At 67.4% G+C, this 25,799-nt stretch carries 23 protein-coding genes; 9 read left to right on the top strand and 14 right to left on the bottom strand.

The genetic code is table 11. The features are described from left to right. Positions 1-186 precede the first annotated feature (186 nt). Positions 187-375: a hypothetical protein gene (locus C7H84_RS36140; RefSeq protein WP_162999183.1), complete on the top strand. Its 189-nt coding sequence runs from the start codon at positions 187-189 to the stop codon at positions 373-375. A gap of 146 nt (positions 376-521) precedes the next feature. On the opposite strand, the gene C7H84_RS01090 is transcribed toward C7H84_RS36140, so the two are convergent. Both C7H84_RS01090 and C7H84_RS01085 read right to left on the bottom strand, forming a co-directional pair. Further along, positions 522-1,181, bottom strand: coding sequence for a YdcF family protein (locus C7H84_RS01090; protein ID WP_121857006.1), 660 nt, complete (start codon positions 1,179-1,181; stop codon positions 522-524). Between the two features lie 197 nt (positions 1,182-1,378). Next, entirely contained in the window at positions 1,379-2,413 is a 1,035-nt protein-coding gene (locus C7H84_RS01085; protein WP_121857005.1) for a rod shape-determining protein, read from the bottom strand. Positions 2,414-2,658: 245 nt separating this feature from the next. Between C7H84_RS01085 and C7H84_RS01080 the strand changes: the two genes are divergently transcribed. Further along, positions 2,659-5,103: a patatin-like phospholipase family protein gene (locus C7H84_RS01080; protein ID WP_121857004.1), complete on the top strand. Its 2,445-nt coding sequence runs from the start codon at positions 2,659-2,661 to the stop codon at positions 5,101-5,103. 6 nt (positions 5,104-5,109) lie between these two features. Here C7H84_RS01080 and C7H84_RS01075 read toward each other — a convergent pair whose 3' ends face one another. After that, complete coding sequence (locus tag C7H84_RS01075) at positions 5,110-6,240, bottom strand: ATP-binding protein (RefSeq protein ID WP_121857003.1); 1,131 nt, start codon at positions 6,238-6,240, stop codon at positions 5,110-5,112. Positions 6,241-6,283: 43 nt separating this feature from the next. Further along, positions 6,284-6,994 carry a response regulator gene (locus C7H84_RS01070; protein ID WP_121857002.1) on the bottom strand — a complete coding sequence of 237 codons (711 nt, stop codon included), beginning with the start codon at positions 6,992-6,994 and terminating at the stop codon, positions 6,284-6,286. A 223-nt stretch (positions 6,995-7,217) separates the two neighbouring features. On the opposite strand from C7H84_RS01070, the gene C7H84_RS01065 reads away from it, so the two are divergent. Then, positions 7,218-8,132, top strand: a complete 915-nt coding sequence (locus C7H84_RS01065) for a glutaminase (RefSeq protein ID WP_121857001.1) — start codon at positions 7,218-7,220, stop codon at positions 8,130-8,132. A gap of 149 nt (positions 8,133-8,281) precedes the next feature. Here C7H84_RS01065 and C7H84_RS01060 read toward each other — a convergent pair whose 3' ends face one another. Further along, positions 8,282-8,506, bottom strand: a complete 225-nt coding sequence (locus C7H84_RS01060; RefSeq protein WP_121857000.1) for a hypothetical protein — start codon at positions 8,504-8,506, stop codon at positions 8,282-8,284. Between the two features lie 280 nt (positions 8,507-8,786). Beyond that, positions 8,787-8,990, bottom strand: a complete 204-nt coding sequence (locus C7H84_RS01055) for a cold-shock protein (RefSeq protein WP_006485974.1) — start codon at positions 8,988-8,990, stop codon at positions 8,787-8,789. Positions 8,991-9,321: 331 nt separating this feature from the next. Here C7H84_RS01055 and C7H84_RS01050 point away from each other — a divergent pair, with 331 nt between their 5' ends. Then, positions 9,322-9,957: an isochorismatase family cysteine hydrolase gene (locus tag C7H84_RS01050; protein WP_121856999.1), complete on the top strand. Its 636-nt coding sequence runs from the start codon at positions 9,322-9,324 to the stop codon at positions 9,955-9,957. 89 nt (positions 9,958-10,046) lie between these two features. Here C7H84_RS01050 and C7H84_RS01045 read toward each other — a convergent pair whose 3' ends face one another. Beyond that, positions 10,047-10,778 (bottom strand): ribonuclease T2, encoded by a 732-nt coding sequence (locus C7H84_RS01045; RefSeq protein ID WP_121856998.1) that lies wholly within the window; start codon positions 10,776-10,778, stop codon positions 10,047-10,049. A 274-nt stretch (positions 10,779-11,052) separates the two neighbouring features. Between C7H84_RS01045 and C7H84_RS01040 the strand changes: the two genes are divergently transcribed. Next, complete coding sequence (locus C7H84_RS01040) at positions 11,053-11,739, top strand: hypothetical protein (protein ID WP_162999182.1); 687 nt, start codon at positions 11,053-11,055, stop codon at positions 11,737-11,739. 103 nt (positions 11,740-11,842) lie between these two features. Here C7H84_RS01040 and C7H84_RS01035 read toward each other — a convergent pair whose 3' ends face one another. Beyond that, positions 11,843-13,381: an MFS transporter gene (locus tag C7H84_RS01035; RefSeq protein WP_121856996.1), complete on the bottom strand. Its 1,539-nt coding sequence runs from the start codon at positions 13,379-13,381 to the stop codon at positions 11,843-11,845. Between the two features lie 174 nt (positions 13,382-13,555). Between C7H84_RS01035 and C7H84_RS01030 the strand changes: the two genes are divergently transcribed. Next, complete coding sequence (locus tag C7H84_RS01030; RefSeq protein ID WP_121856995.1) at positions 13,556-14,491, top strand: LysR family transcriptional regulator; 936 nt, start codon at positions 13,556-13,558, stop codon at positions 14,489-14,491. Between the two features lie 66 nt (positions 14,492-14,557). Here C7H84_RS01030 and C7H84_RS01025 read toward each other — a convergent pair whose 3' ends face one another. The 6 genes from C7H84_RS01025 to C7H84_RS01000 form a co-directional block, all read right to left on the bottom strand. Continuing rightward, entirely contained in the window at positions 14,558-15,697 is a 1,140-nt protein-coding gene (locus tag C7H84_RS01025) for an enoyl-CoA hydratase/isomerase family protein (RefSeq protein WP_121856994.1), read from the bottom strand. Then, the gene (locus tag C7H84_RS01020) at positions 15,694-16,485 is read right to left on the bottom strand and encodes an enoyl-CoA hydratase (protein WP_121856993.1); all 792 of its coding nucleotides are present in this window, start codon (positions 16,483-16,485) and stop codon (positions 15,694-15,696) included. Before C7H84_RS01020 ends, C7H84_RS01025 begins: the two co-directional genes overlap by 4 nt. Next, positions 16,482-17,384, bottom strand: a complete 903-nt coding sequence (mmsB, locus tag C7H84_RS01015; protein ID WP_121856992.1) for a 3-hydroxyisobutyrate dehydrogenase — start codon at positions 17,382-17,384, stop codon at positions 16,482-16,484. Before mmsB ends, C7H84_RS01020 begins: the two co-directional genes overlap by 4 nt. A gap of 18 nt (positions 17,385-17,402) precedes the next feature. Beyond that, on the bottom strand, positions 17,403-18,932 hold the full coding sequence (locus tag C7H84_RS01010; protein ID WP_121856991.1) for a CoA-acylating methylmalonate-semialdehyde dehydrogenase: 1,530 nt from the start codon (positions 18,930-18,932) through the stop codon (positions 17,403-17,405). 116 nt (positions 18,933-19,048) lie between these two features. Beyond that, the gene (locus C7H84_RS01005; protein ID WP_121856990.1) at positions 19,049-20,755 is read right to left on the bottom strand and encodes an AMP-binding protein; all 1,707 of its coding nucleotides are present in this window, start codon (positions 20,753-20,755) and stop codon (positions 19,049-19,051) included. A 225-nt stretch (positions 20,756-20,980) separates the two neighbouring features. Further along, the gene (locus tag C7H84_RS01000) at positions 20,981-22,114 is read right to left on the bottom strand and encodes an acyl-CoA dehydrogenase family protein (protein WP_121856989.1); all 1,134 of its coding nucleotides are present in this window, start codon (positions 22,112-22,114) and stop codon (positions 20,981-20,983) included. Between the two features lie 136 nt (positions 22,115-22,250). Here C7H84_RS01000 and C7H84_RS00995 point away from each other — a divergent pair, with 136 nt between their 5' ends. The 3 genes from C7H84_RS00995 (at position 22,251) to C7H84_RS00985 (ending at position 25,745) form a co-directional block, all read left to right on the top strand. Further along, complete coding sequence (locus C7H84_RS00995) at positions 22,251-23,288, top strand: AraC family transcriptional regulator (protein WP_121856988.1); 1,038 nt, start codon at positions 22,251-22,253, stop codon at positions 23,286-23,288. A gap of 121 nt (positions 23,289-23,409) precedes the next feature. Beyond that, entirely contained in the window at positions 23,410-24,975 is a 1,566-nt protein-coding gene (locus tag C7H84_RS00990; RefSeq protein ID WP_121856987.1) for a nodulation protein NfeD, read from the top strand. Further along, positions 24,972-25,745, top strand: coding sequence for a slipin family protein (locus C7H84_RS00985; protein WP_121856986.1), 774 nt, complete (start codon positions 24,972-24,974; stop codon positions 25,743-25,745). The genes C7H84_RS00990 and C7H84_RS00985 overlap by 4 nt, the downstream gene beginning before the upstream one ends. Positions 25,746-25,799 lie beyond the last annotated feature (54 nt).

Raw genomic sequence — 25,799 nt, 5'->3', positions numbered from 1 at the left:
TGCGGTTTAATCGATTCTCGTTTGCGAACGCAAAACTAACCGGATGACATGACCGTGGCCCCTTGGTTTTTATGCAGCGACTTTCTGTTGATTTGATTACCGCCCTGCTTTTTGTCAGACAAGGCTATATCAAAAGAACACGGTTTTCCAGTCGATGTTCAGCAATCCGAGCGCGGCCGATGAAATATGTATTTTTTACTCAGGCAAAGACGCGAAACGATCGAGATTGGGGGATTCTCCGGCAATCGGGGCGAATTCTGGGCAAAAGCTACCGATGCGGCGAGACCCGCGAAAATACCGATGATTTTTGCCGAATCACACGGCGGATTGTCGCACCGCAATATCGATGACGATAACGGCAGTCAGCGCAAATAATCCGGATTTGTCGTTGTTCGCCGAACCGGTTTCACACTTTCTCAGAATCCCCGAAAGACGCTTTCGAATTCGGAGCGCATGCCGTCGCCACTGGCAAATACGAGTGAAAATCGTCGAGCCGAGCGATTCCCGGGCACCTCGCCGGATTACGAAAAAAGGCGCATCAAATAAAGCATTGGCCGGAACGACATCGGCCGCGCGTCCGGATCAAGCCACAGACGCAGCGCATAAATCGCGTAGGCGGGCACTTCCCGCCAGCTCGAATAAATATCGCGCAACTGGAATTGGCGCGGATACGCGGCGGAAATGTTCGCGCGCGCGATGCCGACCCGCTCGAACGCGAGGCGCGCCCGCGCGAGGTGGTAATACTGGCTGACGATCAGCACGCGCGACAGCCGATGCGCCTGCAGGTACGCGTACGTGTGCTGCGCGGTCGCGAGCGTGTTGTCGCCCCGGTCGTCGACGGTGATCCGCTCGGCCGGCACGCCGCGCGCGACCAGATAGTCGCGCATCGCGGTCGCCTCGTTCAGGCCCGGGCCGTCGATCGCGCCGCTGACGAGAAACGCCGGACACTGGCCACTGCGATAGCAGCGCACGCCCACGTCGAGCCGCGCCGCGAGCACGGGCTTCGGCGCACCGTTGTCGTCGAGCGCATTGCCGAAGATCACCGCGACGTCGGCCGGCGCGCTCGGCATCCGCATCCCGGCGGCGACGAGCGCGATGGCCGCGACGATCCACAGGCACGCGAACGCGGCCAGCACACGGCCGATGCGGGCCGCCGGGCCCCGCTTGAAACGCTGGTTCAATTTGGTCCGACTCCAGGAGAAGCGGCCGCGAGTGCGGCACGCGGCCCGGCATGCTGCCACGGCGTACGCGGGCCTGTCCAGGCAGCGACTCCGGCACCATGTGTCGCGCGGGGTCCGGCGCCATCAGGCGACAGTCGGAATGCGAGCGGTTCGGGGTTCGAGAAACTTTGAAGAAATGTCGCTGTGCGTGGCGGACCTCAGTCCGCCGGACACATCGCGAGCCGACCCATCGCCTCGCCGGCGCCGCGCACCGCGCAGGTGGCCGGCTCGTCGGCGATCCGCGCGGTCAGCCCGGTCTCGTCGCGCAGCAGCCGTTCGAGATCCGCGAGCAACGCGCCGCCGCCGGTCAGCACCACCCCGCGATGCGCGATGTCGGTCACGAGTTCGGCCGGCGCGTTTTCCAGCACCGACTTCACCGCGCCGATCACCTGCTTGAGCGGCGCGGCCAGCGCGTCCGCCACGTCGTGGTTCGACAGCTCGATCGAGCGCGGCAGGCCGTCCTTGACGCCGCGCCCGATCGCGCGCGTCGACGTGCGCGGCACGGCGCTGGTGGCCGAGCCGATGGTTTTCTTCACGCGCTCGGCGGTCTGCTCGCCGAGCAGCACACCGTACAGGTTGCGCACGTGGTTGACGATCGCCGCGTCGAACTGGTTGCCGCCGACGCGGATCGACTCGCGATAGACGATGCCGCCGAGCGAGATCACCGCGACTTCGGTCGTGCCGCCGCCGATGTCGACGACCATCGAACCGACCGGCTCGGTCACCGGCAAGCCGGCGCCGAGGCCGGCGGCGAGCGCTTCCTCGATCAGTTCGACGTCCGATACACCGGCCGCGAACGCGGCCTCGCGAATCGCGCGGCGCTCGACCGGCGTCGCATCCGACGGCACGCACAGCGTGACCTCGACCCGGCGGCTGAAGCGCGAACGCGTGCGCGACATGTCGATGAAGCTGCGAATCATCTGCTCGGCGGCGTGCGCATCGGCGATCACGCCGTGCTGCATGGGCCGCACGGCCTCGAGATGCCCCGGCTCGCGGCCGAGCAGCGCCTTCGCGCGTTCGCCGACCGCTTCGAGCGTCGGGCGCGCGTCGGACGCGCCGGCCTTGCGGAAGCAGACAACCGACGGCTGGTTCAGCACCACGCCGCGCTCGTGCGTATAAATCCGCGTACTCGCCGTTCCAGGGTCGATCGCAACGGGTTGCGCAAACAACTTTCCGAACAGCGGTGTCGACATATCAAGCCTTTTTTGAACAAACCGGCCGAAGCGGCCGCGCCGCCCCATCACGGATTTAGCGGCAAATCGTTCCGATACTTTAGGCAATTCCCGTGATTTTTTCGCGACGAAATTGCCGACAATGCATTTCGGGCTGCGTACGGCTACGCATCGGGCTCTCGCGCTGCGCTTGTAAAACACGGTAATCTCTCGGTCTTGCCTGCTCCCGGCAGGCGTCCGACGCTCGATCACCCCAGGTATTCCACATGACAGCGACCGCTTCTCTCCGCTGGCTGGGAGTGCGCCAGGTCGGCGCTACGCTCGTTGCGCTCTGGTGCTGCACCGCTGCCGCGCAGCCCTTGCCGGCCGCCGACACCGCCACCCAGGCCGCACCGATGGCCCCTGCCGCCGCACCGGCCGCGACCGCCATGACGGCCGCCGCTCCCGCCGCGTCGGCTGCGCCCGCCGCCGCATCCGTGCCGACCTGCAACGCCGACGGCGGTCCGGCCGGCCGGCCGCCGATCGGCCTCGTGCTGTCCGGCGGCGGCGCGCGCGGCTACGCGCATCTGGGCGTGCTGAAGGTGCTCGAGGAGAACCGCATCCCGATCGACTGCATCGCCGGCACCAGCATGGGCGCCGTGGTCGGCGGCCTGTATGCGAGCGGGATGGCCGCCGACGAGATGCAAACGAAGCTGTCGGAGGTGAACCTCGCCGACATCGCGTTCGACGTGACCGATCGCGCGGAGCTGCCGCAAAGCAGCCGCGAGGACGAACGCCTGTACATCAATGGCCTGACGCTCGGCTTCGGCAAGAAAGGCGTGAAGGCGCCGGTCGGCCTCGTGCAGGGCAACCGGCTGCAGGCACTGCTCGCGAACTGGACGGCCGCCGTGCCGACCAACCAGCCGTTCGACCAGTTGCCGATCCCGTACCGCGCGGTCGCGACCGACCTGCAGACGGGCCAGATGGTCGTGCTCGAGCGCGGTTCGCTGCCGCTCGCGATTCGCGCGAGCATGGCGATGCCCGGCCTGTTCGCGCCGGCCGAGATCAACGGCCGCGCGCTCGTCGACGGCGGGCTCGTCAGCAACCTGCCGGTGGACACCGCGCGGCAGATGGGGGCGAAGGTGGTGATCGCGGTCGACATCGGCTCGCAGTTGCGTCCGCTCGACGCACTCGCGTCGCCGGCCGACGTGATGCAGCAGATGGTCGGCATCCTGATCCGCCAGAACGTCGCGTCGCAGCGCAAGCAGCTCGCCGCGCAGGACGTGTTGCTCACGCCCGACCTCGGCGCGCTCGCGTTCACCGATTTCCAGAACGCGAAGCAGGCGATCGCCGCCGGCGCGGCCGCCGCGACCGCCGCGCTGCCGCGGCTCAAGCGCTTTGCGCTCACGCCGGAACAGTACGCGGCCTACCGGTCCGCACACGCGCAGCCGCTGCCGCCGCCGATCCGCATCACGCGCGTCGAGATCCGTACGAACGGCGGCGTGCCGAAGCGCGTGGTGAGCGACGCGCTGCACGTGAAGCCGGGCGACACGTACGATCCGGCGACCGTCAGCCAGGACCTGCTCGGGCTGACCACCGGCGGCAATTTCGAGAGCGTGACGCAGCAGATCGTGAGCCACGGCAACGAGAACGTGCTCGAGATCGATGCGCGCGAGAAATACTGGGGGCCGAATTTCCTGCTGTTCGGCCTCGGGATGTCGAGCAGTTCGACCGACGAGGGCGGCTTCCGCCTGCGGATCGGCTACCGGCGGCCGTGGCTCACCGAGTCGGGGCTCGAATTCCGCGCGGATACGACGATCGGCAGCGACCTGCAGTCGGCGCGGGTCGAGCTGCGCCAGCCGTTGTCGTCGACGTATGGCTACTACGTGTCGCCGTACGCCGAATATCAGCGCCGCTACGCGAACCTCTACGACAACAGCGGCGACGTGAAGCTGAACCAGTACCTGATGCAGACGGCACGCGCCGGGCTCGACTTCGGCTTGCCGATCGGGCGGCTCGGCGATTTCCGGATCGGCCTCGGCTATGCGAGCGGACACGGCTCGCCGAACTACAACCTGCCGTTCACGAACGACGACGGCACCGTCTCGACGCTGCTGTGGCCGAGTTTCACGTCGCAGGCGCTGATCGCCCGCGCGCGGCTCGTCATCGACCAGCTCGACGACCCGATGTTCCCGCGCCGCGGCTACTACACCGAGTTCCGCGTCGAACGCTCGCTGCTGTCGCACAACAGCCAGTCGGCGCAGGAGTTCGACAGTGCGATCTCCAACACGCCCTATACCGACATCTACGGCAAGGCGATGATCGCGCAGCAGTTCGGGCGGCACAGCGTCAGCGCGACGATCGAGGGCGGCAAGAGCATCGGCGGCACCAACCTGATCAACGCGTTCAACTTCACGCTCGGCGGCTTCCAGCATCTGGCCGCCTATGCGGCGGACCAGCTGAACGGCAACGAGCTCGCGTACGGCAACGTGACGTACATGAACCAGCTGATGACGTTCAACGCGTCGCCGGTCAAGGCGCTGTCGATCGGCGCCAGCGCGGAGATCGGCAACGTGTGGTCGAGCGGCGAGAAGGTCGGCGGCGGCACGCTCAAGCAGAGCTATACGTTCTTCACGAGCCTGTCGACCGCGTTCGGGCCGGTGTACATGGGAATCGCGCTCGCCCCGGGCGGCAGGCGCAACATCTACCTGCAGCTGGGCCGCACGTATTGACGGCGCTCAGATCGGCCAGCTGATCTCGAAGCGTGCGCCGCCGAGTTCGACCGGATCGACGACCGCGATCCGGCCGTTGTGCGCGTGCAGCACCTGCCGCGTGATCGCGAGGCCGAGCCCGTAGCCGCCGGTGCGGCGGTCGAGCCGCACGAACGCATCGAAGATCCGTTCGCGTTCGCTCTCCGGCACGCCGGGGCCGTCGTCCTCGACGAAGATCGCGATGTTGCCGTGCTCGATCGCGATCCCTACGATGATCCGCGATGCCGCATATTTGCTCGCATTGCGCAGCAGGTTGCGCATCGCGTACGACATCAGCCGCCGGTCCATCTTCACGCGCAGGTCCGACGCGATCGCGATGCGCGACTCGATCGCGCGCTCCGGATACAGCAGTTGCGCGTCGCTGACCTGGTGCTCGAACCACGCGACCGGCGCGGTCAGCTCGAGGTTCGACTGCAGCGAACTGTATTCGAGCCGCGCGTACGTGAGGCTCATGTCGATCAGTTCCTCGAGCTCGGTCACGTCCTGCGCGATGCTCTCCAGCGCACCGTGGTATTCGGCGGCGGAACCCGGTTCGCGCAGCATCTCCAGCGCGAAGCGCACGCGCGCGAGCGGCGTGCGCAGCTCGTGCGAAATCCCGTTCGTCAGGTCGCGCTGCGCGGCGATCAGCCGCTCCATGCGCATCGCGAGCGCATTCAGCGTGCGCGCCAGCGGCCCGATGATCACGCTGTGCGACTCCCGCGCGCGCGTGTTGAAGCGCCCGCCGGTGAAGTCGATCGCGCGCTCGCGCACCATCACCAGATCGGACCAGACCGGCCGCATCCACCGGTACGCGGCGAGCGCCGGCGCGGCGAACACGAACGCGAGCACGATCCAGATATCGCCCGGCAGCGCGTCGAACGCATGCCACACCACTTGCGGCGACAACACGACGCACAGCGCGAGCGCCGGCACCAGCGCGGTCAGCAGCACGAGGCCAAGCAGGTGCAGGTAGGTGCGCACGTACAGGCGCGACCAGCTCGGAATGCGGTCGGCGCGCGTGTCCGTCCACGCGCGGCGGAAATGCAGCCAGCGCCATTTGACATAGCGCGGCGGCGAAAGCGGCGCGGCATCGGGGTGTGAAGGGGTGCGTCGGATCATCGCGGCTTCCGGCTATCGTGCAACGCGCGGGGACGACGCGATGTCATTCCCACGCATGTTTGCTGAACTGGTAACCCTTGCTGCGGATCGTCTTGATCCGTTGCGGGTTGCCCGCATCGTCGTGCAGCTTGCGGCGCAGCTTCGAGATGCGTCCGTCGATCGTGCGGTCGAGGCCGTCGAACTCGACGCCGCGCAGTTGCAGCATCAGGTCGTCGCGGCTGACGACTTCCCCGGCATGGCACACCAGCACCCACAGCAGGTCGAACTCGGCCGACGTGAGGTCGGGCGAGGCGCCGCCGGGCAGCACCACCGAGCGGTCGGTGCGATCGATCGAGAACTGGCCGAACGTGTAGCGCTCCGGCTGCGGCGCGGCACCTTCGGCCGTGCGCGCGGGGACGCGGCGCAGCTGCGCCTTGATTCGTGCAAGCAGGATGCGCGGCTCGACCGGCTTGTGCACGTAGTCGTCGGCGCCGAACTCGAGGCCGAGCAGCTCGTCGAACGGCTCGTCGCGCGCCGTCACCATGATGATCACGCCGTCGTACTCCTTGCGCGCCTCGCGGCAGATCTCGAAGCCGTCCTTGCCCGGCAGGTTCACGTCGAGAATGACGAGATCCGGGCGCGTGGACAGGATCGCCGGCACGGCGGCGTCACCGTGCAGCACAGTGTCGACTTCATAGTCGTTCTTGCGCAGGTAGCCGGCGATCAGCGTGGACAAGCGGGTGTCGTCTTCGACGAGCAGGATGCGAAAAGACATGGGTAACGGTCGGATCGGACGAGGAGACCGCGGCGGCGGCGGCTTGCGCCGGCTGCCGGCCAGCGGCCGAAACGTACCGCATGATACTGCGCCCGCCGATTGCCCGTTTGGCGACTTGAGAAATAAGGGCGCGATTGATGTCGCGCTTGACGAACCGGCGCCGAAACGGTTCCATACGGGCTCTCCGAAATCCGGGCCGCGCGCCCGCCCTGCCTCGCACGCAATGAACTACCAGCCGATCCTCGAACGCATTCATACCGAACTCGCCCCCTGGATCGGCCAGGGACGCGTCGCCGACTACATTCCCGAGCTCGCGAAAGTGCCCGCCGACAAGTTCGGGATGGCCGTCGTGACGCTCGACGGAAACGTTTACACGGTCGGCGACGCGCGCGAGCGCTTTTCGATCCAGAGCATCTCGAAGCTGTTCGCGTGCACGCTGGCCTTCCAGATGCTCGGCGATGCGCTTTGGGAGCGGGTCGGCCGCGAGCCGTCGGGCACCGCGTTCAATTCGCTGGTGCAGCTCGAAAGCGAACGCGGCAAGCCGCGCAACCCGTTCATCAATGCCGGCGCGCTGGTCGTCACCGACGTGCTGTGCCGGCGTTTCGTCAAAGCGGAAACCGCGCTCGTCGAATTCGTGCGGCGGCTGATCGGCTCGACCGAGCTCGACTACGATTCGCGCGTGGCGCAGTCGGAGCTGCAGCACGCGGAACGCAACCGCGCGATGGCGCATTTCATGGCGAGCTTCGGCAACATGCAGATGCCGCCCGATACCGTGGTGGACGCGTACTGCCGGCAGTGCGCGATCGAGATGAACTGCGTCGAGCTCGCGCAAGCCGCGCTGTTTCTTGCAAATGGTGGTGTCGCGCCCGTTACCGGCGAGCGGATCGTCGATGCAAGCTCGGCGAAGCGGCTCTCGGCACTGATGCTGACCTGCGGCACTTATGACGCGGCGGGCGACTTCGTTTATCGCGTGGGATTGCCCGCCAAGAGCGGTGTCGGCGGCGGGATCGTCGCGGTGCTGCCGGGCGAAATGGCCGTGTGCGTGTGGGCGCCGGGGCTCGACGCGAACGGGAACTCGTTGGCGGGGACGCTGGCGCTGGAGTGGTTGACGACGTATACCGAGCGGTCGATTTTCTGACGCGGTGAATGAAGCCTCGCGCGCCTCATGAGGCGCAACGCGGCAGGCCTTCACCTCACCGACCTCGGTCGATCGTCAGCACCGGACCATCGAAAGGAAAGCACGAGCGCAATGGCGCTCGCGCAAGACTACGCTGCCGGACGTCGCGTTTAACCGCGCGTGTCGATCCAGTTGCGCGCCCAGCGTGCCGAGTGCTGCAGCGCCTGTCGTTCGCTGCGGAAGTAATCGAGCGAATAGAACTGGTAGCGGCCTTCCGCGCGTGCGCTATCGATGCGTTCGAGCAGCAGGTTGGATGAAAAACTACCGTCGGGCAAGCGATGCGCCGAGGGTTGGACGGCATAGCCGTTGTACTGTTGAATTCGGTTGTGTTGCATTTGCATTTTAATTTTAATGATGTTCGAGTGCGCGCGTGCCGTGCACGATGTGCACCGATTCAAAGCCATTGCGAGCTGAATCTGAAGCAGTCGGAAAGCGCGAAAAGGCGTTGCTGCCGGAGGGGAGATTGAAGTGCAACGAGGCATGTGGCGCGCGGCAAGCTGCGGAATAAACCGATGCAGCCAGCGGGGATCGCGCCAACTTTAGGAGACTACGCTCCGTGAGGGTGTCGCTGCGACCCGGCGTCCGTATTGGGAGGCCGGGCCCTTCAAACTTGACTTACAGCGGCTTGATGTTGGCCGCTTGCAGACCCTTCGGGCCTTGCTTCGTTTCGAAGCTCACTTTCTGGTTTTCAGCGAGCGTCTTGAAGCCGTCGGCACGGATTTCCGAGAAGTGCGCGAAAAGATCGTCGCCGCCGTTGTCCGGGGTGATGAAGCCAAAGCCTTTGCTGTCGTTGAACCACTTAACGATACCGGTATCCATGATGAATCCTTGAAGAAAAAAATAGGAAAATTTGCTCTGATGAAGAGAGCGCTTGAAGCGTCAAGGAGGGAGAGGACAACGAATACCGCTTGGGGGAGCGAGCAATTGATGAACAGCAATCGGACTTCTTGGACTTCGACCTACACACTAACGGCCAGGAAGCGCGGAGTCAATGGTTATCTTGTAACTGTGTCGCTCGGCGGTCCGCTTGGGGGCGATGCGGGGGCCGACGCGATATGGCCCCGTAGCTGTAAATTCGAATGATTGACGCCGCACGCGGCGCAGTCGATTTCCTGAAAATACCGAAGTGACTCATGGGAGAGCATCAGTCATGCATCCGGATCACGCTTCAGATCTCGCAACGACTCACCACGCAGGCGCGGACAGCCGCACGCCCGCGCCGATTCCCCCGATCGTGCCGGCGCAAACGGCGCTGATCGTGATGCACTACCAGACCGACATCCTCGGCCTCTTCCCGTCGGTCGCCCCTGCGCTGCTCGCCAACACGCGCAAGCTGTGCGACGCGGCGCGAGCCAGCGGCGTCCACGTCTGTTTCGCGAATCTGCACTTCAGCCCCGGCTATCCGGAAGTGAGCCCGCGCAACAAGAACGGGCAAGGGATCAAGCAGCTCGGCCTGTTCGTCGACGACGGCCCGTGCCCGGAGCTCGGCCGGCTCGACAGCGAGCCGCTGACTATCGCGCATCGCGCCAGCGTGTTCTTCCGCACCGACCTGCAGGCGCGGCTGATTGCCCGCGGTATCGATACGCTGATCCTGGTCGGGATTGCGTCGACCGGCGTGGTGCTGTCGTCGGTTGCGCACGCAAGCGATGCGGATTTCCGGCTGTACACGGTGAAGGACTGCTGCTACGACCCGGATCAGGTCGTGCACGAACATCTGTTCGCAACGGCGTTCGAGACGCGCACGACGGTGCTGTCGCTCGCCGACGCACTGCGGTTGCTCGCGTAGCCGCGCAACGTCCGCATCACGTCCGCGCAGCCCCATGGCAACGCCGGCCGGAACGCTTCCGGCCGGCGCATACCGCACGAGTTCGCGCGTTACTTCGCGATGAACACGCCCGACGTCGGACACGTCCCCTGCGTATTCCCGTCCGTCACGACCGATGCCGCGCTCGGGAACTGCGCGGTCGCGCTCGTCTTCACCGCGATCCACGCTTCGGTGAAATAGCTGACGCCGTTGGTCTTCGTGCACTTCAGCGACACGGCGCTGCGCGTATTGCTGCCGAACGCGCCCTCGAACGCCGACAGCAACTGGTTACGCGTGACCGTCTTGCCCGCGTTCGCCTGCAGGAACGCGTTGAACGACGTGTTGCCGAGCCGGCTGATCATGCCGGTCGCGTCGTTCCAGTACGTATCCGGCGACGCCGAGTTCGAGCACGTGCCGTGCTTGAACCATTCGTGCTTGTCGAGACACGACGCCACGCCCGGCATGTACGTCGACAGCGTGTTGCGGGTCGACGTGCTGATCGGATACGCGTCCATGCTGCACCACTGGTGCGCGTTGTCGAGATCGACGTCGCTCTGCGGCACCCCGCAGTAGAACGGCTGGTTGCCGTCGTACTTGTCCGGCCACAGGCCGTGCAGCGACAGGCTCGTCGCCGCGTACGTGCCGGCGAGGTTCGTGCACTCCGGCGTGTCGTGCGACGCGCAGAAGCCGGGTTCCCACGACGCGGCGAGCAACAGGTAGTCGTAGCTGGTCTGTGCGCCGGCGGGCAGCGAGGCGGATGCGACGGCGAGTACGGCCGCGGCGCGGGCGAGCGTCTTGAGCATGGCGTTTCCTCGGAAAAGGCTTGCGGTCGCGGGATGCGCCGCAAGATTGTCGAATGTCTGCCCGCGATTGTTGCCGACGCAACGTGGCATGAATATGAAGGTGCACGAAGGAATTCGTAGTGCCGCGCTTGTTACCGCAGGATCACGAACCGGTGCGAGCAACTTGCGCTCGGCCGCGCCGCGGAGGATTTCCCATTCGACAACGCGCAGTGGATACGCCAGAATCCAGCAACGAGGGCGCCATAAAGTGAACCGCACGAGACGGGACAAATCAATGACCACATCGATCGCATGCCGATACTGGCTCGCCGCCGCTTTGGCCGCGGGTTTCGTGTCGCTGTCGGGCTGCCACACGCCGCAGTCCCGCGCTGAACCACAGTCTCACGAGGATCCGTTGGATCGGTTACTCGAGACGGAGATGATCCGGGAACAGCCATACGACGAAGCGGTATCCGGTTTCATGATCACGGAAGACCGGACCAAGCTGATCGTGCTCGGTCGGCCCGTCCACTTCGTCCTCACCCTCCCGGACACATTGCGTTCAGCGCTGTCGTCCAGCTACCGGACATCGCTGCGCTGGACGTTTGCCGGATTCCGGGCCGTAGGCGGCCATGTCGCAGGCCACTACCGCGTCGTGCTGCCGGGCGGCGCTACGACGGGCGACCGGCTGGCTGCGGCCGTCGACGGATTCGCCGACGCGCAGGACGGTCTCGCACTCGAAGGCCGGATCGGCGGAATGCGCTATTCCACACAAGGTTTCGACGTGCCATCCGGGATGACCGCGCAACTGCTCGAGCGACCGTACACGATCTACGCGCGGCACGTGACGATGGCGATCGCAGGCTTGAATCTCGCGATGCAGTCGACGCCGATCACCGTCACCGACGACGGCGAGCTTGCCCTTGACGGCGCGAAGCTGGTCCCGGTCGCGCTCTTCGTGATCCAGGCATCACGGGAATGACTGCCCCTTTCGTTCATTGCGCAACGCGGCTGCTCGGCAAGCCGCCGGGCGCTATGCGTCGCCGGAAATCGTCCGCGCGGAAGCGGCACTCCGACCCGCTCCATCACTCGCACACCGTCGCCCGGCGCCGCGCCGGCGCAAACGCCACCGCACTCGCGGTTGCAAGCACGGCCACGCCGGCCGCGCCATAGACCATCACCCAGCCGAACCCCTGCACGAGTGCCGCGTGCAGCGCCGCGCCGGTCGGATCCGCTTGCGCAAGCGCCGGTGCGATCGCCTGCAGCCCGTCGGTGCGACCCGACGCGATCTGCTGCGCGAGCGTGCGCAGCGTCCCCGCATCGATCGCACCCGCAACACCGCCCTTCAGGCTCGCGACGATTCCCGCGACCAGCACGAAACCCATCGTCGCGATGTTCAGCGCGAGCGAGATCATCCGCGCGCTCATGTCGATGCCCGACGCCATCCCGGCGCGCGAACTCGGCACCGCGCCCGTGGTCGTGTTCGTGACCGGTGTGTTGGTGAGCCCGAGCCCGATGCCGGCGACGACGCAGCCCGGCAGCATCGTGATCCAGCTCGCATGCTCGATGCCGCTGCCGATCCGCATCAGCGCGAATCCTGCGGCGATCGTAAATAGGCCGCCCGGAATCACGACGCCGGGCCCGTAGCGCAGCGCGAGCCGCTCGCCGAACGGCGGCGCGACGAGCGTCGGCAGCGTGTACGCGAGCAGCGCGAGGCCGGCCGTCACGCTGTCGTAACCGAGCGCGACCTGGAACCAGATCGGCAGGTAGATCATGAACGGCCAGAAGCTGAAGTTCATCCCCATCGAGCCGAAGATCGCGCCGGTGAACGCGCGAATCCGGAACACGGAGAAGTCGAACATCGGCCGCGCGCTCGTGCGTTCCGCAACGAAGAAGCCGGCGAGTGCGAGCACGGTCGCGCCGAGCACGCCCAAGCCGGCCGCGCTCGTGAGCCCCAGCTCCGCGCTCTGCGTGATGTAGAACGCGAAGCCGAGCACCGCGAGCGACAGCGTGACGATGCCCGCGACGTCGAGCGAGCCCGCATGCGGATCGCGCGACTCCTGCACCGCGCCGCCGATCAGCACGAGCGCGACGGCCGCGAGCGGCGCGTGAACGAGGAACACCCACGGCCAGCTCGCGAGCGCAACGATCGCACCGCCGACGATCGGTCCGAAGCCAAGACCGATCCCGAACACGATGCCCCAGATCCCGAACGCACGGCCGCGCTCGCGCCCTTCGCGGAACTGGTGCGACAGCACCGCGATCTGGCAGATCAGCATCGCGCCGCCGCTCGCGCCCTGCAGCAGCCGGCCGGCGACCAGCACCGGCACGTTCGGCGCGAGCCCGCACAGCAACGACGTCGCGCCGAACAGCACGGTGCCGATCACGTACACGCGCTTGCGGCCGAACCGGTCGGCGAGCGTGCCGGCGGCCATCAGCACCGTCGTGCACGCGATCGTGTACGCGTTCATGATCCACTGCATGCCGTTGAAGTCGCCATGCAGCACGTGTTCGAGCGTCGGCAGGATCACCGGCACGCTCGAGATCTCGAGGCCGAACAGCAGCGACGTGAGACAGACGGCCGCGAGCGCGACCGCATTCCTGCGGGAGTCCGATAGCGTCATGTGTATTGCGCGCGGGCCGCGCGCCTCCTGATGAGTGTGATGCGCCGCGTGCGGCCGGCAGGCCGGCGATGCGCGCTAGGCGGGAATCGGTACTATAGTGAGAACTTCCGTCCCCATTGACGCACCGCCGTCTCCAGACTGGGGAATCCCAGGACACAATCCGCACAAACCGCTATGACCGACAGACTCGACGGCGTGACGACCTTCGTCCAGGTAGTGGAATCCGGCAGCTTCGCGCTCGCCGCGGAACGGCTCGACATGACGCGCTCGGCGGTCGGCAAGGCGATCGCGCGGCTCGAGAAGCGCCTGGGCGCGCGGCTGCTGCAGCGCACGACACGCAGCCAGAGCCTGACCGACGACGGTCAGGCGTATTACGACCGCTGCGTGCGCGCGTTGTCGGAACTCGAAGCGGCCGAAGCCGATCTCGATTGCGGCCGCAACGAAGCGCGCGGCAAGCTGCGGCTCAGCGTGCCGCTCGCGTTCGGGCATCACTGCGTGACGCCGATCGTGCTCGATCTCGCGCGCACCTATCCGCATCTGCGAATCGACGTGTCGATCACCGACCGGTTCGTCGATCTGGTTGAAGAAGGAATCGATCTCGCGGTGCGGATCGGCACGCTCGCGGACAGCACGAGCCTCGCCGTGCGCCGGCTCGGCACGCAATACGGGAGTCTCGGCGCGGCGCCGTCGTATCTCGCGCGCTACGGCATACCGCAATCGCTCGACGATCTGAAAAACCACCGCACGATCGCGTATTCACGCTCGGGCGTCGTGCAGCCGTGGTACCTGCGTGCGCCGGACGGCTCGGCGGTTCACATCGACATGCCGCACCAGCTCAGTTTCGACGACGTGCAGGCGATCGCCGCGGCAGGCGCATCGGGGTTCGGCATCGCGTGGCTGCCGAGCTGGCTGCTCGATCAGTACGTGAAGCGCGGCGAGATGGTGGTCGTGCTCGACCGCTGCTTCGTCTGCGAAGGCGACATTCACGCGATCTGGCCGAAAACGCGCTACCTGCCGCGCAAGACGCGCTGCGTGATCGATGCGCTCGTACAGGCGGTGCCGCCGATGATCGAGCGTCCGGAGCACGCAAGCATCAAGAAAGCAGGTTGAAACCGACGCGCCGCACGGGCGCGCCGGATCATCACATCACATCACATCACATCACTGCACGTCACGTCACGCCGCGCCGAGATCGGCGAGCGGATGCGCGAACAGCTTCCACGGTGACGTCAGGAAATGCCGCACGCGCTCGGCGCGCAGTTCGACGAGCGACGCCGGTGCCCAGCGCGGCTTGCGATCCTTGTCGACGAGATGCGCGCGCACGCCTTCGCAGAAATCGCCCTCCTCGATCGCACGCGCGACGATGCCGAGCTCCATCCGGAACGACTCGGCGAGCGTCATCTGGCGGCCGCGCAACAGCGCTTCGCGCGTCACGCACAGCATCGTCGGCGAATGGCCGGCAAGCGCATCGAGCGTGGCCTGCAGCCACTGGCGATGCTCGCGCGACAGCTCGTCGCGCGCGAGCTCCTGCTTCAGCGTCGCGACGATCCGCTCGACGGTCGAGCGCTTGTCGAAGTGCCGGACGATCCACGCCATCTGCGTGTCGAGCGCCGCATGCGGCACGACGTTGCACGGCGGCTCGAACACCTTGCGCAGCGCCGGCAGCACGTCGCCGTCCCACTTGACGCTCTCGATGCGCGTCTCGAACGTATCGAGCCACGACGACGGCACGCACAGGTCCGCGAGCTTCGCGCTCAGCGCGTCGGCGCCCGACAGCATGGCGCCCGTCAGCCCGATGTACAGCTCGAGTTCGACCGGCATGCGCGACAGGAAATGCGTCGCGCCGACGTCGGGCACGAGGCCGATGCGCGTCTCGGGCATCGCGATCTTGCTGCGCTCGGTCGCGACGCGCAGCGCCGAACCTTGCGCGAGCCCCATCCCGCCGCCCATCGTCACGCCGTCCATCAGCGCGACGACCGGTTTCGGAAACGTATGGATCGCGTAGTCGAGCCGGTATTCGTCGACGAAGAACGGCAGCCACGTCTCGCGCTGCGCGACCATCTTGTAAAGCGCGCGCACGTCGCCGCCCGCGCAGAAACCCTTCTCGCCCGCGCCGCGCAACACGACGGCAACGATCTGGTCATCGGTGCGGCAGCGCTCGAGGAGCGCGGCCAGCTCGCCGATCATCGGATACGACAACGCGTTGAGCGCGGCCGGCCGGTTCAGCGTAATGAGCGCGACGCGGTTGACGACGCGGAACAGCACCTCCGGTGCCGGTTGCGCGAAGCTGTCTTGAGTCATGGCAGGCGTGCTCATCGTTGCGACTCCCCGTCGGTGTGCCATTGCGGCGCGCGCTTGCCAAGAAACGCGGCCACGCCTTCGCGCGGATCGTTCGTGTCGAACAGGTCGACGAAACGCTCGCGCTCGACCGCGAGCGCCGCGCTGCGCGGCACGCCGCGGCGCGCGAGGCCGATCAGCTCCTTGCTGTACGCAACCGCGTGCGGGCTCTGCCGCGCGACGTTGCGCGCGAGCGCCAGCGCCGCATCGCGTGCTTTGCCGCTTTCGACCACGTCCTCGACGAGGCCGATTCGCAGCGCGGTAGCGGCATCGACACGCGTGCCGGCCAGGATGATCTTCTTCGCCCAGCCTTCGCCGACGAGCCAGGGCAGCGTCTGCGTGCCGAGCCCGCACGGCAGCAGGCCGACCGACGGCTCGGGCAGCGCCATCTGCGCGTGCGTCTCGGCGATCCGCAGGTCGCACGCGAGCGCGCATTCGAGCCCGCCGCCCATCGCATAGCCGTTGATCGCCGCGATCGTCACGACGCGTGCATCATGCAGCGCCTCGAATGCCGCACCGAAGCGCGCGGCCATCGCACGCGCGACCGCGCGGTCGCCGTCGGCGAACGTGTTGAGATCGGCGCCCGCGCTGAAGAACTTCGGGCCGTCGCCGGTGATCACCAGCGCGCGCACGCGCGGGTTCGCGTTCAGGGCAGCAACGATTTCCTGCAGCTGCTGCAGCCCGTCGGCGGTAAAGGCGTTCGCGGGCGGACGCTTGAGCGTCGCGCACGCGATCTCGCCGTCGTCGACGTAGTCCAGTTCGATCATGACGCGTCCTTCTTCGTGGCCGGTTGGTACAGGCGGATCACCGCCGAGAAATCGAGTTGCCCGTCGCCGCGGCTGCTCATCGTCTGGTACAGCTGCTGCGCGAGCGCGCCGAGATAGACGGGCTGGCGCGCCTGCTTCGCGGCGTCGTTCGCGAGGCCGAGATCCTTCAGCATCAGGTCGGTGCCGAAGCCGCCGCTGTAGCCGCGCGACGATGGCGCGGTGTCGATCACGCCCGGATACGGGTTGTAGGTGTCCGAGCTCCAGCAGCGGCCCGTCGACGTGTTGACGATGCCGGCCAGCACCTTCGGGTCGATGCCGAGCGCGACGCCGAGCGACATCGCCTCCGACACGGCCGCCATCGAGATGCCCAGCACGAGGTTGTTGCAGACCTTCGCGACCTGCCCCATGCCCGTCGCGCCGCAATGGACGATGTTCTTGCCCATCCCGGCGAGCACCGGCTTCACGCGCTCGAAATCCGCGTCGCTGCCGCCGACCATGAAGGTCAGCGTGCCGGCCGCCGCGCCGCCCGTGCCGCCCGACACCGGCGCATCGACGAACGCACCGCCGTGCTCGCGCACGAGCGCGCCGAATGCCTGCGCGCTCGCCGGGTCGATCGTGCTCGAATCGATCACGGTCGCGCCGGCGCCGAGACCGGCCAGCACGCCGTTCTCGCCGGCGAGCACCGAGCGCACGTGCGGTGCGGCCGGCAGCATCGTGATCACGAACGTCGCGCCCGACGCCGCATCGCGCGGCGACGCGGCCACCTGCGCGCCGGCGTCCTGCAACGCGCGCAATGCATCGGCGCTCAGGTCGAACGCATGCACGTCATGGCCGGCCTTCAGCAGGTTCAGCGCCATCGGCGCACCCATGTGACCCAGTCCGATAAAACCGATCTTCATGTTCGTCTCCTTCTCGGCTCAATGCAGCCGGATCGTCGTGTTCACCGGGGCGGCCGTCGTGTCGTCGTCGAACCAGCGCGCGGTGACCGTCTTCGTCTGCGTATAGAACTGCACGACCTGCTTGCCGTACGGGCCGAGATCGCCAAGCTTGGAGCCGCGCGAACCGGTGAAGCTGAAGAACGGTACCGGCACCGGAATCGGGATGTTGATGCCGACCTGGCCGACGTCGATCTCGCTCTGGAACTTGCGCGCGGCCGCGCCGCTCTGCGTGAAGATGCCCACGCCGTTGCCCATCGGGTTCGCGTTGACCAGCGCGATCGCTTCGTCGAGCGTGTCGACTTCCATCACGACCAGCACGGGCCCGAAGATTTCATGCGTGTAGACCGTCATGTCGGGCGTCACGCCGGAGAAAATCGTCGGCCCGATGAAGTTGCCTTCGTCGAAGCCGGCGACCTTCACGTCGCGGCCGTCGAGTTCGAGCTTCGCGCCTTCCTTGATGCCCGCGTCGATCAGCGACAGGATGCGCGCCTTCGCGCCGCGCGACACGACCGGGCCGACGTCGGTGCCGGCTTCCGAGCCGGCGTTGACCTTCAGCGTCTTGGCCTTCGCGACGATGTCCGGCAGCCATTCGCGGGCCTTGCCGACGAGCACGACGACCGACGTCGCCATGCAGCGCTGGCCGGCCGCGCCGAAGCCGGCGCCAACCAGCGCGTTGACCGCCTGCTCGCGGTGCGCGTCGGGCAACACGACCGCGTGATTCTTCGCGCCCATCATCGACTGCACGCGCTTGCCGTGCTGGCTGCCGAGGTTGTACACGTGCGTGCCGACGGCGGTCGAGCCGACGAACGAGATCGCCTTCACGAGCGGATGCGTGCAGATCGCATCGACGACTTCCTTGCCGCCGTGCACGACGTTCAGCACGCCCTTCGGCACGCCGGCTTCGATCGCCAGTTCGACGAGCTCCATCGTCGACAGCGGATCCTGCTCCGACGGCTTCAGCACGAACGTGTTGCCGCACACGATCGCCATCGGGAACATCCACAGCGGAATCATCGCGGGGAAGTTGAACGGCGTGATGCCGGCACACACGCCGAGCGGCTGGCGCAGCGTGTAGGTGTCGACGCCGCCCGCGACGTTCTCCGCGAATTCGCCGAGCTGCAGCGTGCCGATCGAGCAGGCGTGTTCGACGACTTCGAGGCCGCGGAAGATGTCGCCTTCCGCGTCGGGAATCGTCTTGCCCTGCTCGGCGGTCAGCGTCTTCGCGATGCGCTGCTGGTTCGCGCGCACGAGATCCTGGAACTTCAGCATGATGCGCATGCGCGCGGCGATCGGCGTGTTCTTCCACGTTGCGTATGCGGCGTGCGCGGCCTGCACGGCCGCGTCGACTTCCGCAACGGTCGCGAACGGCACGCGCGCCAGTACCTGCTGCGTCGCCGGGTTGACGATGTCGCGCCACTCGCTCGTGGTGGACTCGACGAAGGCGCCGTCGATCAGCAGCTTGACCGTCGGCACGTCTTGCCCCGAACGGGGCGTCGGATTCGCGTTCATCAGTGCAGTCTCCTTGCAGTGGGCCGCGTGGCGTGATGCCACGCGCGGCCGGTTCGGTTCAGTCACAGGCTGCGGAGCGCGCGCCGGAAAAGGTGGCGCACACGGCCCGCGACCGGTCATTTCAGTTCGCTGGCGAAATCCTCTTCCCAGTATTCGCCAGGCATTCGCGTGGTTGCATCGTCGCCGCGCTCGATCTCGCGGCGGCGCAGCTCGACGCGGCGGATCTTCCCCGAGATGGTCTTCGGCAGTTCCGCGAATTGCAGCCGGCGGATGCGCTTGTACGGCGCGAGCTTCTCGCGCGAGAAGCGGAAGATCTCCAGCGCGAGCGCCGGGCTTTCCTCGTAGCCCTGGCGCAGCGTGATGAAAGTCTTCGGCACCGACAGCCGCAGCGGGTCCGGGCTCGGCACGACGGCCGCTTCCGCGATCGCCGGATGCTCGATCAGCACGCTTTCGAGTTCGAACGGGCTCAGCCGGTAGTCGGACGACTTGAACACGTCGTCCGCGCGGCCGATGTACACGTAGTAGCCGTCGTCGCCGCGCATCGCGATGTCCGACGTGCGGTAGTGGCCGTCGCGCATCGCGTGGGCCGTCGCGTCGGGGTTGTTCGCATAGCCTTTCATCAGCCCGACCGGGCGCGTCGCGCCATCGCCGATCGGCAGCGCGACTTCGCCTTCGCTGACGGGCGCGCCGTCCGGATCGAGCAGCGCGATCCGGTAGCCGGGCAGCGGCCGGCCCATCGAGCCGGCGACGACCGGCTGCCCCGGCGAGTTGCCGATCAGGCAGGTCGTCTCGGTCTGGCCGTAGCCGTCGCGAATCGTGATGCCCCACGCCTTCTTCACGCGCTCGATGACCTCGGGATTCAGCGGCTCGCCCGCGCCGACGATCTCGCGCAGCTTCACGTCGAACGACGCGAGCGGCTGCTGCACGAGCATGCGCCACACGGTCGGCGGCGCGCACAGCGTGGTCACCCGGTATTTGACGAGCGCGTCGAGCACGACCTTCGGCTCGAAGCGCGCGTAGTTGAATGCGAACACGCACGCCTGCGCATTCCACGGCGCGAAGAAGCAGCTCCACGCATGCTTCGCCCAACCCGGCGAGCTGATGTTCCAGTGGATGTCGCCCGGCTGCAGGCCGACCCAGTACATCGTCGACAGGTGCCCGACCGGGTAGGTGCGATGCGTGTGCTCGACGAGCTTCGGCTTCGACGTCGTGCCCGACGTGAAGTACAGCAGCATCGGATCGTTCGCGTGCGTGACGGCGTCCGGCTCGAATATGGCGCTCGCCGCGTAGCCGTCGTTCATCGCGAGCCAGCCTTCGCGCGGCGCGCCGGCGACGATCTTCTGCTTGAGGCCGAGGCCGTCCTGCTCGAATTTCGCGGTTTCGTTTTCGTCGACGATCGCGTAGGTCGCGCCGCCGATCTGCACGCGATCGCGCACGTCGTCGGCCGACAGTTGCGTGGTGGCGGGCAGCACGATCGCGCCGAGCTTCATCGCGGCGAGCATCGCGTCCCACAGCTCGACACGGTTCGGCAGCATCAGCAGCATCCGGTCGCCGCGCACGACGCCGATGCCGCGCAGCCAGTTCGCGATCCGCGACGAGCGCTCGGACATCTGCGCGAACGAATACGGGTCGCCCGTACCGGTTGCCGCATCGACGATCCATAGCGCGGGCTGGTCGTTGCCGCGCGCCATCGGGTCGAAGTAGTCGAGCGCCCAGTTGAACGCCTCGAGCACCGGCCATTCGAAATCGCGGTAAGCGGTTTCGTAGTCGGTGCGATGGCGCAGCAGGAAGTCGCGTGCGTCCAGGAATGCCTGTACCGTCATGTGTCGTCTCCGTCCAGTCTCCATGCCCAGCGGTCAACCGGCGCATGTGCTGCAGCGCATGCCCGGTTCCGTGTTGCCGCGGCGCACGGTCACGTCGTTGCGTGCCGCGTTTGCCGCGCTGCCCTCGTGCCTGCTTCGTTTGCCTGCTTCGTTTGCCTGCTTCGGTCGCCGGCTTCGCTTGCCGGTTTGTTGATTTGCGTGGTTCCGGATGGCGCGCACCGCGACTCACTGCTGTCGCGCGATCACCATCCGCTGCACTTCGCTGGTGCCTTCGTAAATCTGCGTGATGCGCGCATCGCGATAATGTCGCTCGACTTCGTAATCGGCGAGGTAGCCGTAGCCGCCGTGGATCTGGATCGCGTCCGAACACACGCGCTCGGCCATCTCGGATGCGAACAGCTTCGCCTGCGACGCTTCCGACAGGCACGGCAGCCCGGCCGTGCGCAGCTTCGCCGCGTGATGCACGAGCAGGCGCGCCGCGTTGATCTGCGTGGCCATGTCGGCGAGCTTCTGCTGGATCGCCTGGTGCTCGGCGATCGGCTTGCCGAACTGCACGCGCTCGCCCGCATAGCGGCGCGCCTTGTCGAACGCGGCGCGCGCGATGCCGAGCGCCTGCGCGGCGATGCCGATGCGCCCGCCTTCGAGGTTCGACAGTGCGATCTTCAGCCCTTCGCCGCGATTGCCGAGCAGGTTTTCTTCCGGAATCGCGCAGTTCTCGAACGTGATCGGGCACGTGTCGGACGCGCGGATGCCCATCTTCTTCTCGGGCTTGCCGACGATGAAGCCCGGCGTGTCGGTCGGCACCAGGAACGCGGAAATGCCGCGCTTGCCGGCTTCCGGGTCGGTCATGGCAAAAACGATCGCGACGCCGGCACGCTGGCCGTTGGTCACGAACTGCTTCGCGCCGTTGAGCACCCACTTGCCGTCGCGCAGCTCCGCCCGCGTGCGCAGGTTGTGCGCCTCGGAGCCGGCCTGCGGCTCGGTCAGGCAGAACGCGCCGATCACGCGGCCCGCCGCCATCTCGGCCAGCCAGCGATCCTTCTGCGCGGGCGTGCCGAAGCCGAGGATCGGCCCGCAGCCGACCGAGTTGTGCACGCTCATCATCGTCGCGCAGGCGGCGTCGCCGGCAGCGATCTCTTCCATCGCCAGCGCGTAGGCGACGTAATCCGTATACGCGCCGCCCAGCTCCTGCGGCACGATCATCCCGAGCAGGCCGAGTTCGCCGAGCTGCGCGACGACCGCGTCGGGCAGGTGCGCGTCGTGATCCCACTGCGCGGCGTTCGGTGCCAGCACCTCGGTGGCAAATGCGCGTGCGGCGTCGCGGATCATCCGCTGGTCTTCGGTGTAAAGCTCGTCCATGGCGCTGCTGTCTCCCGCGGCCGCTGCCGCGACCGACCTTTCGTTTCGATGCAACAAGTGTAGGCAAGCATGCACGACTGTTCGATGCTCGCGCCGCTCATTTACACTGAGCGTTTTTGCCATACCGGCGGCTTCGATGAAGCAGGAAGACAAGGGAACCGTCGCGATCAGTCTCGTCGCTTACAGCGTCGCGCTCGCCACCCGGCGCGGCGTCGCGGCCGAGCCGCTGCTCGCGCAGGCCGGCATCGCGCCGGCGCTGCTCGAGCAGCCGCGTGCGCGCGTGTCCGCGCAGCAATACGGCGCGTTGTGGAATGCGATCGCACGCGCGCTCGACGACGAGTTTTTCGGCCAGGATCGCCATCCGATGCGCAGCGGCAGCTTCATCGCGATGAGCCAGGCCGCGCTGTCCGCGCAGGACGGGCTCCATGCGATGGCGCGTGCGGTGAATTTCATGCACTGCGTGCTGGACGACCTGCACGCGGAGCTCGACGCCAATCCGCAGCGCGTGCGGCTGCGCTTCGTGCACCGCAACAGCGCGGCAGCGCCCGCGATGTTCACGTACGCGACCTATTTCATCATCGTGTACGGACTCACGTGCTGGCTGATCGGGCGGCGCATTCCGGTGCTGCATGCGAGCTTCCGCTGCGACACGCCGCCGGCCGATCACGAATATCCGTCGATGCTGTGCGACGACATGCGTTTCAACCAGCCCGATTCGTATGTCGACTTCGATCCCGAATTCGCGACGCTGCCGGTCGTGCAGACCGCGAAGACGCTGAAGACGTTCCTGCGCAACGCGCCGGCCAGCTTCATCGTCAAGTACCGCAACCCGAACGCGCTCGCGCAGCGCGTACGCACGGTGCTGCGCGGGATGCCGCCCGCCTCGTGGCCCGGCGCCGGCGGAATGGCCGCGCGGCTGCACGTGGCCGAGGCGACGCTGCGCCGCAAGCTGCACCAGGAAGGCCATGCGTATCAGTCGATCAAGGACACGCTGCGGCGCGACCTCGCGTTCGAGGCGCTGGCCGATCCGTCGCGCACGATCGCCGACGTCGCGGCCGCCGCCGGCTTCGCCGAACCGAGCGCGTTCTACCGCGCGTTTCGCAAATGGAGCGGGCGCAGCCCGGCCGAGTACCGGGAAGAAGCGCTGGCACGGGGCGGCGGCGCCGGCGGCTGAGCGCAGCCGTTCCTGCCCCGCCTTCGCGCTTTCCGCCGAAACCGCCTAATCTTCAAATATCGGGCCAACGCCCTTTCCGCGGGCCGGACGGCGCGCGCCCGCGCGCCGCCCGGACGCCCCGATGCGCATTCACCGTCATGGGCCGCCGCCAGCGTCTGTCTCGCCCGGCGGCCGTCCCCGTCACCCGCTTTCCGCGCGGGTCGCCCGCGCCGCGCTGTTCGCGGCGCTGCTCGTCGTATGCGCGGCGGTTGCCGCTCCGGGCCCCGCCGCGCCCGCCGCCGCGCCGCCGGTGGTCGTGATTCCGGTCAACGGCGCGATCGGGCCGGCCAGCGCCGACTTCATCGTGCGCTCGCTCGACCGCGCGGCCCACGAGCACGCGCCCCTCGCCATCCTGCAGCTCGATACACCCGGCGGCCTCGACACGTCGATGCGGCAGATCATCAAGGCGATCCTCGGCTCGCCGGTGCCCGTGGCGGCGTTCGTCGCGCCCGGCGGCGCGCGGGCGGCGAGTGCGGGCACCTATATCGTCTATGCGAGCCACGTCGCCGCGATGGCGCCCGGCACCAACCTCGGTGCGGCTTCGCCGGTGCAGTTCGGGATCGGCGGGACGCCGGGTACACCGGGGACGCCGAAGCCTTCGCCTGCCGGGACCTCGGGCGCTGCCGGTGCATCGGGCGCATCCGGCGCGCCCTCGACACCCGCCGAGTTGCCGAACGACACGCAATCGACCGAAATCCGCAAGGCGACTCAGGACGCCGCCGCATACATCCGCGGCCTCGCGCAGTTGCGCGGCCGCAATGCCGACTGGGCCGAGCGCGCGGTGCGCGAAGCCGTGAGCCTGTCGGCGAACGAGGCGCGGGCGCAGCATGTCGTCGATGTGATCGCGCAGGATCCGGCCGATCTCGCGCGCCAGCTCGACGGCCGCAGCGTGACGACGACCGCCGGCACGCTGCGCCTCGCGACCGCGCACGCGCCGCTCGTCGTGCTCATGCCCGACTGGCGCAGCCGCTTCCTGTCGATCATCGCGGATCCCAACGTCGCGCTGATCCTGCTGACGATCGGCATCTACGGGCTGTTCTTCGAATTCGCGAACCCGGGCTTCGTGCTGCCGGGCGTGGCCGGCACGATCTGCCTGCTGGTCGGGCTGTTCGCGATGCAGTTGCTGCCGATCAGCTATGCGGGCCTCGGGCTCGTGCTGCTCGGGCTCGGCTGCCTCGTCGCCGAGGCGTTCCTGCCGACCTTCGGCGTGCTCGGTTTCGGCGGAATCGTGTCGTTCACGATCGGCGCGCTGATGCTGATCGACACCGACGTGCCCGGCTACGGCATTCCGTGGCCGGTGATCGCGGGCCTTGCGGTCGGCGGCGGGCTGCTCGTCGCCGTCGTGTCGGGCGTCGCGCTGCGCGCGCGGCGGCGGCCGGTCGTGACGGGCGCCGAGGCGATGCTCGGCAGTGTCGGCGAAGTGCTCGACGACGGCCTGCATCCGGACCAGCCGCACGGCTCCGCCGGCCCCGCGCCGTCGGCGGCCGGCTGGGCGCTGGTGCACGGCGAACGCTGGCGCGTCGCGAGCAGCGAGCCGCTCGCCGCCGGCTGCCGCGTGCGGGTGACCGGCCGGCACGGACTGACGCTCACCGTCGCGCCGCTGTACGACGCGCGGCCGCTCGAACCCCACCAAGGAGAAACTTCATGATCGGTTACACGTTCGGTTTCAGCGGGGTCCTGATCGTTTTCGTCGTGGTGCTCGCCGCGTCGGCGATCCGCATCTTCCGCGAATACGAGCGCGGCGTCGTGTTCATGCTCGGCCGGTTCTGGAAGGTGAAGGGGCCGGGGCTCGTGCTGATCATCCCGATCGTGCAGCAGGTCGTGCGGATCGACCTGCGCACCGTCGTGTTCGACGTGCCGTCGCAGGACGTGATCACGCGCGACAACGTGTCGGTGAAGGTCAATGCGGTCGTGTATTTCCGCGTCGTCGATCCGGAGAAGGCCGTGATCCAGGTCGCGCGCTACGTCGAGGCGACCAGCCAGCTCGCGCAGACGACGCTGCGCGCGGTGCTCGGCAAGCACGAACTCGACGCGCTGCTGGCCGAGCGCGAGCAATTGAACGCCGATATCCAGAAGACGCTCGACGCGCAGACCGATGCATGGGGGATCAAGGTATCGACCGTCGAGATCAAGCACGTCGACCTGAACGAGACGATGATCCGCGCGATCGCGCGGCAGGCCGAAGCCGAACGCGAGCGGCGCGCGAAGGTGATACACGCGGAAGGCGAGCTGCAGGCGTCGGAGAAGCTGCTGCAGGCCGCGCAGCGGCTCGCGCAGCAGCCGCAGGCGATGCAGCTGCGCTACCTGCAGACGCTGACGACGATCGCGGCGGACAAGAATTCGACGATCGTGTTTCCGCTGCCGGTCGATCTGCTGGGCGCGTTGCTGGAACGGTTGGGGGCGCCGCGCGAGCATTGAGACGCGCGCGTGGCGGCCCGCACGGGGCGCCGGCCGAGGCCGAGGCCGATGGGC

It is taken from the genome of Burkholderia sp. Nafp2/4-1b (assembly GCF_003635165.1).
In the GTDB taxonomy this organism is placed as follows: domain Bacteria; phylum Pseudomonadota; class Gammaproteobacteria; order Burkholderiales; family Burkholderiaceae; genus Burkholderia.
This window is presented reverse-complemented; position numbering and strand designations above follow the sequence as displayed.

What these genes read in the sequence shown, in the direction of transcription:
- C7H84_RS36140 (WP_162999183.1), top strand. Translation starts at nt 187, where the DNA reads ATGTATTTTTTACTCAGGCAAAGACGCGAAACGATCGAGATTGGGGGA.
- C7H84_RS01085 (WP_121857005.1), bottom strand. Translation starts at nt 2,413, where the DNA reads ATGTCGACACCGCTGTTCGGAAAGTTGTTTGCGCAACCCGTTGCGATC.
- C7H84_RS01080 (WP_121857004.1), top strand. Translation starts at nt 2,659, where the DNA reads ATGACAGCGACCGCTTCTCTCCGCTGGCTGGGAGTGCGCCAGGTCGGC.
- C7H84_RS01075 (WP_121857003.1), bottom strand. Translation starts at nt 6,240, where the DNA reads ATGATCCGACGCACCCCTTCACACCCCGATGCCGCGCCGCTTTCGCCG.
- C7H84_RS01070 (WP_121857002.1), bottom strand. Translation starts at nt 6,994, where the DNA reads ATGTCTTTTCGCATCCTGCTCGTCGAAGACGACACCCGCTTGTCCACG.
- C7H84_RS01065 (WP_121857001.1), top strand. Translation starts at nt 7,218, where the DNA reads ATGAACTACCAGCCGATCCTCGAACGCATTCATACCGAACTCGCCCCC.
- C7H84_RS01060 (WP_121857000.1), bottom strand. Translation starts at nt 8,506, where the DNA reads ATGCAACACAACCGAATTCAACAGTACAACGGCTATGCCGTCCAACCC.
- C7H84_RS01055 (WP_006485974.1), bottom strand. Translation starts at nt 8,990, where the DNA reads ATGGATACCGGTATCGTTAAGTGGTTCAACGACAGCAAAGGCTTTGGC.
- C7H84_RS01050 (WP_121856999.1), top strand. Translation starts at nt 9,322, where the DNA reads ATGCATCCGGATCACGCTTCAGATCTCGCAACGACTCACCACGCAGGC.
- C7H84_RS01045 (WP_121856998.1), bottom strand. Translation starts at nt 10,778, where the DNA reads ATGCTCAAGACGCTCGCCCGCGCCGCGGCCGTACTCGCCGTCGCATCC.
- C7H84_RS01040 (WP_162999182.1), top strand. Translation starts at nt 11,053, where the DNA reads ATGACCACATCGATCGCATGCCGATACTGGCTCGCCGCCGCTTTGGCC.
- C7H84_RS01035 (WP_121856996.1), bottom strand. Translation starts at nt 13,381, where the DNA reads ATGACGCTATCGGACTCCCGCAGGAATGCGGTCGCGCTCGCGGCCGTC.
- C7H84_RS01030 (WP_121856995.1), top strand. Translation starts at nt 13,556, where the DNA reads ATGACCGACAGACTCGACGGCGTGACGACCTTCGTCCAGGTAGTGGAA.
- C7H84_RS01025 (WP_121856994.1), bottom strand. Translation starts at nt 15,697, where the DNA reads ATGAGCACGCCTGCCATGACTCAAGACAGCTTCGCGCAACCGGCACCG.
- C7H84_RS01020 (WP_121856993.1), bottom strand. Translation starts at nt 16,485, where the DNA reads ATGATCGAACTGGACTACGTCGACGACGGCGAGATCGCGTGCGCGACG.
- mmsB (WP_121856992.1), bottom strand. Translation starts at nt 17,384, where the DNA reads ATGAAGATCGGTTTTATCGGACTGGGTCACATGGGTGCGCCGATGGCG.
- C7H84_RS01010 (WP_121856991.1), bottom strand. Translation starts at nt 18,932, where the DNA reads ATGAACGCGAATCCGACGCCCCGTTCGGGGCAAGACGTGCCGACGGTC.
- C7H84_RS01005 (WP_121856990.1), bottom strand. Translation starts at nt 20,755, where the DNA reads ATGACGGTACAGGCATTCCTGGACGCACGCGACTTCCTGCTGCGCCAT.
- C7H84_RS01000 (WP_121856989.1), bottom strand. Translation starts at nt 22,114, where the DNA reads ATGGACGAGCTTTACACCGAAGACCAGCGGATGATCCGCGACGCCGCA.
- C7H84_RS00995 (WP_121856988.1), top strand. Translation starts at nt 22,251, where the DNA reads ATGAAGCAGGAAGACAAGGGAACCGTCGCGATCAGTCTCGTCGCTTAC.
- C7H84_RS00990 (WP_121856987.1), top strand. Translation starts at nt 23,410, where the DNA reads ATGCGCATTCACCGTCATGGGCCGCCGCCAGCGTCTGTCTCGCCCGGC.
- C7H84_RS00985 (WP_121856986.1), top strand. Translation starts at nt 24,972, where the DNA reads ATGATCGGTTACACGTTCGGTTTCAGCGGGGTCCTGATCGTTTTCGTC.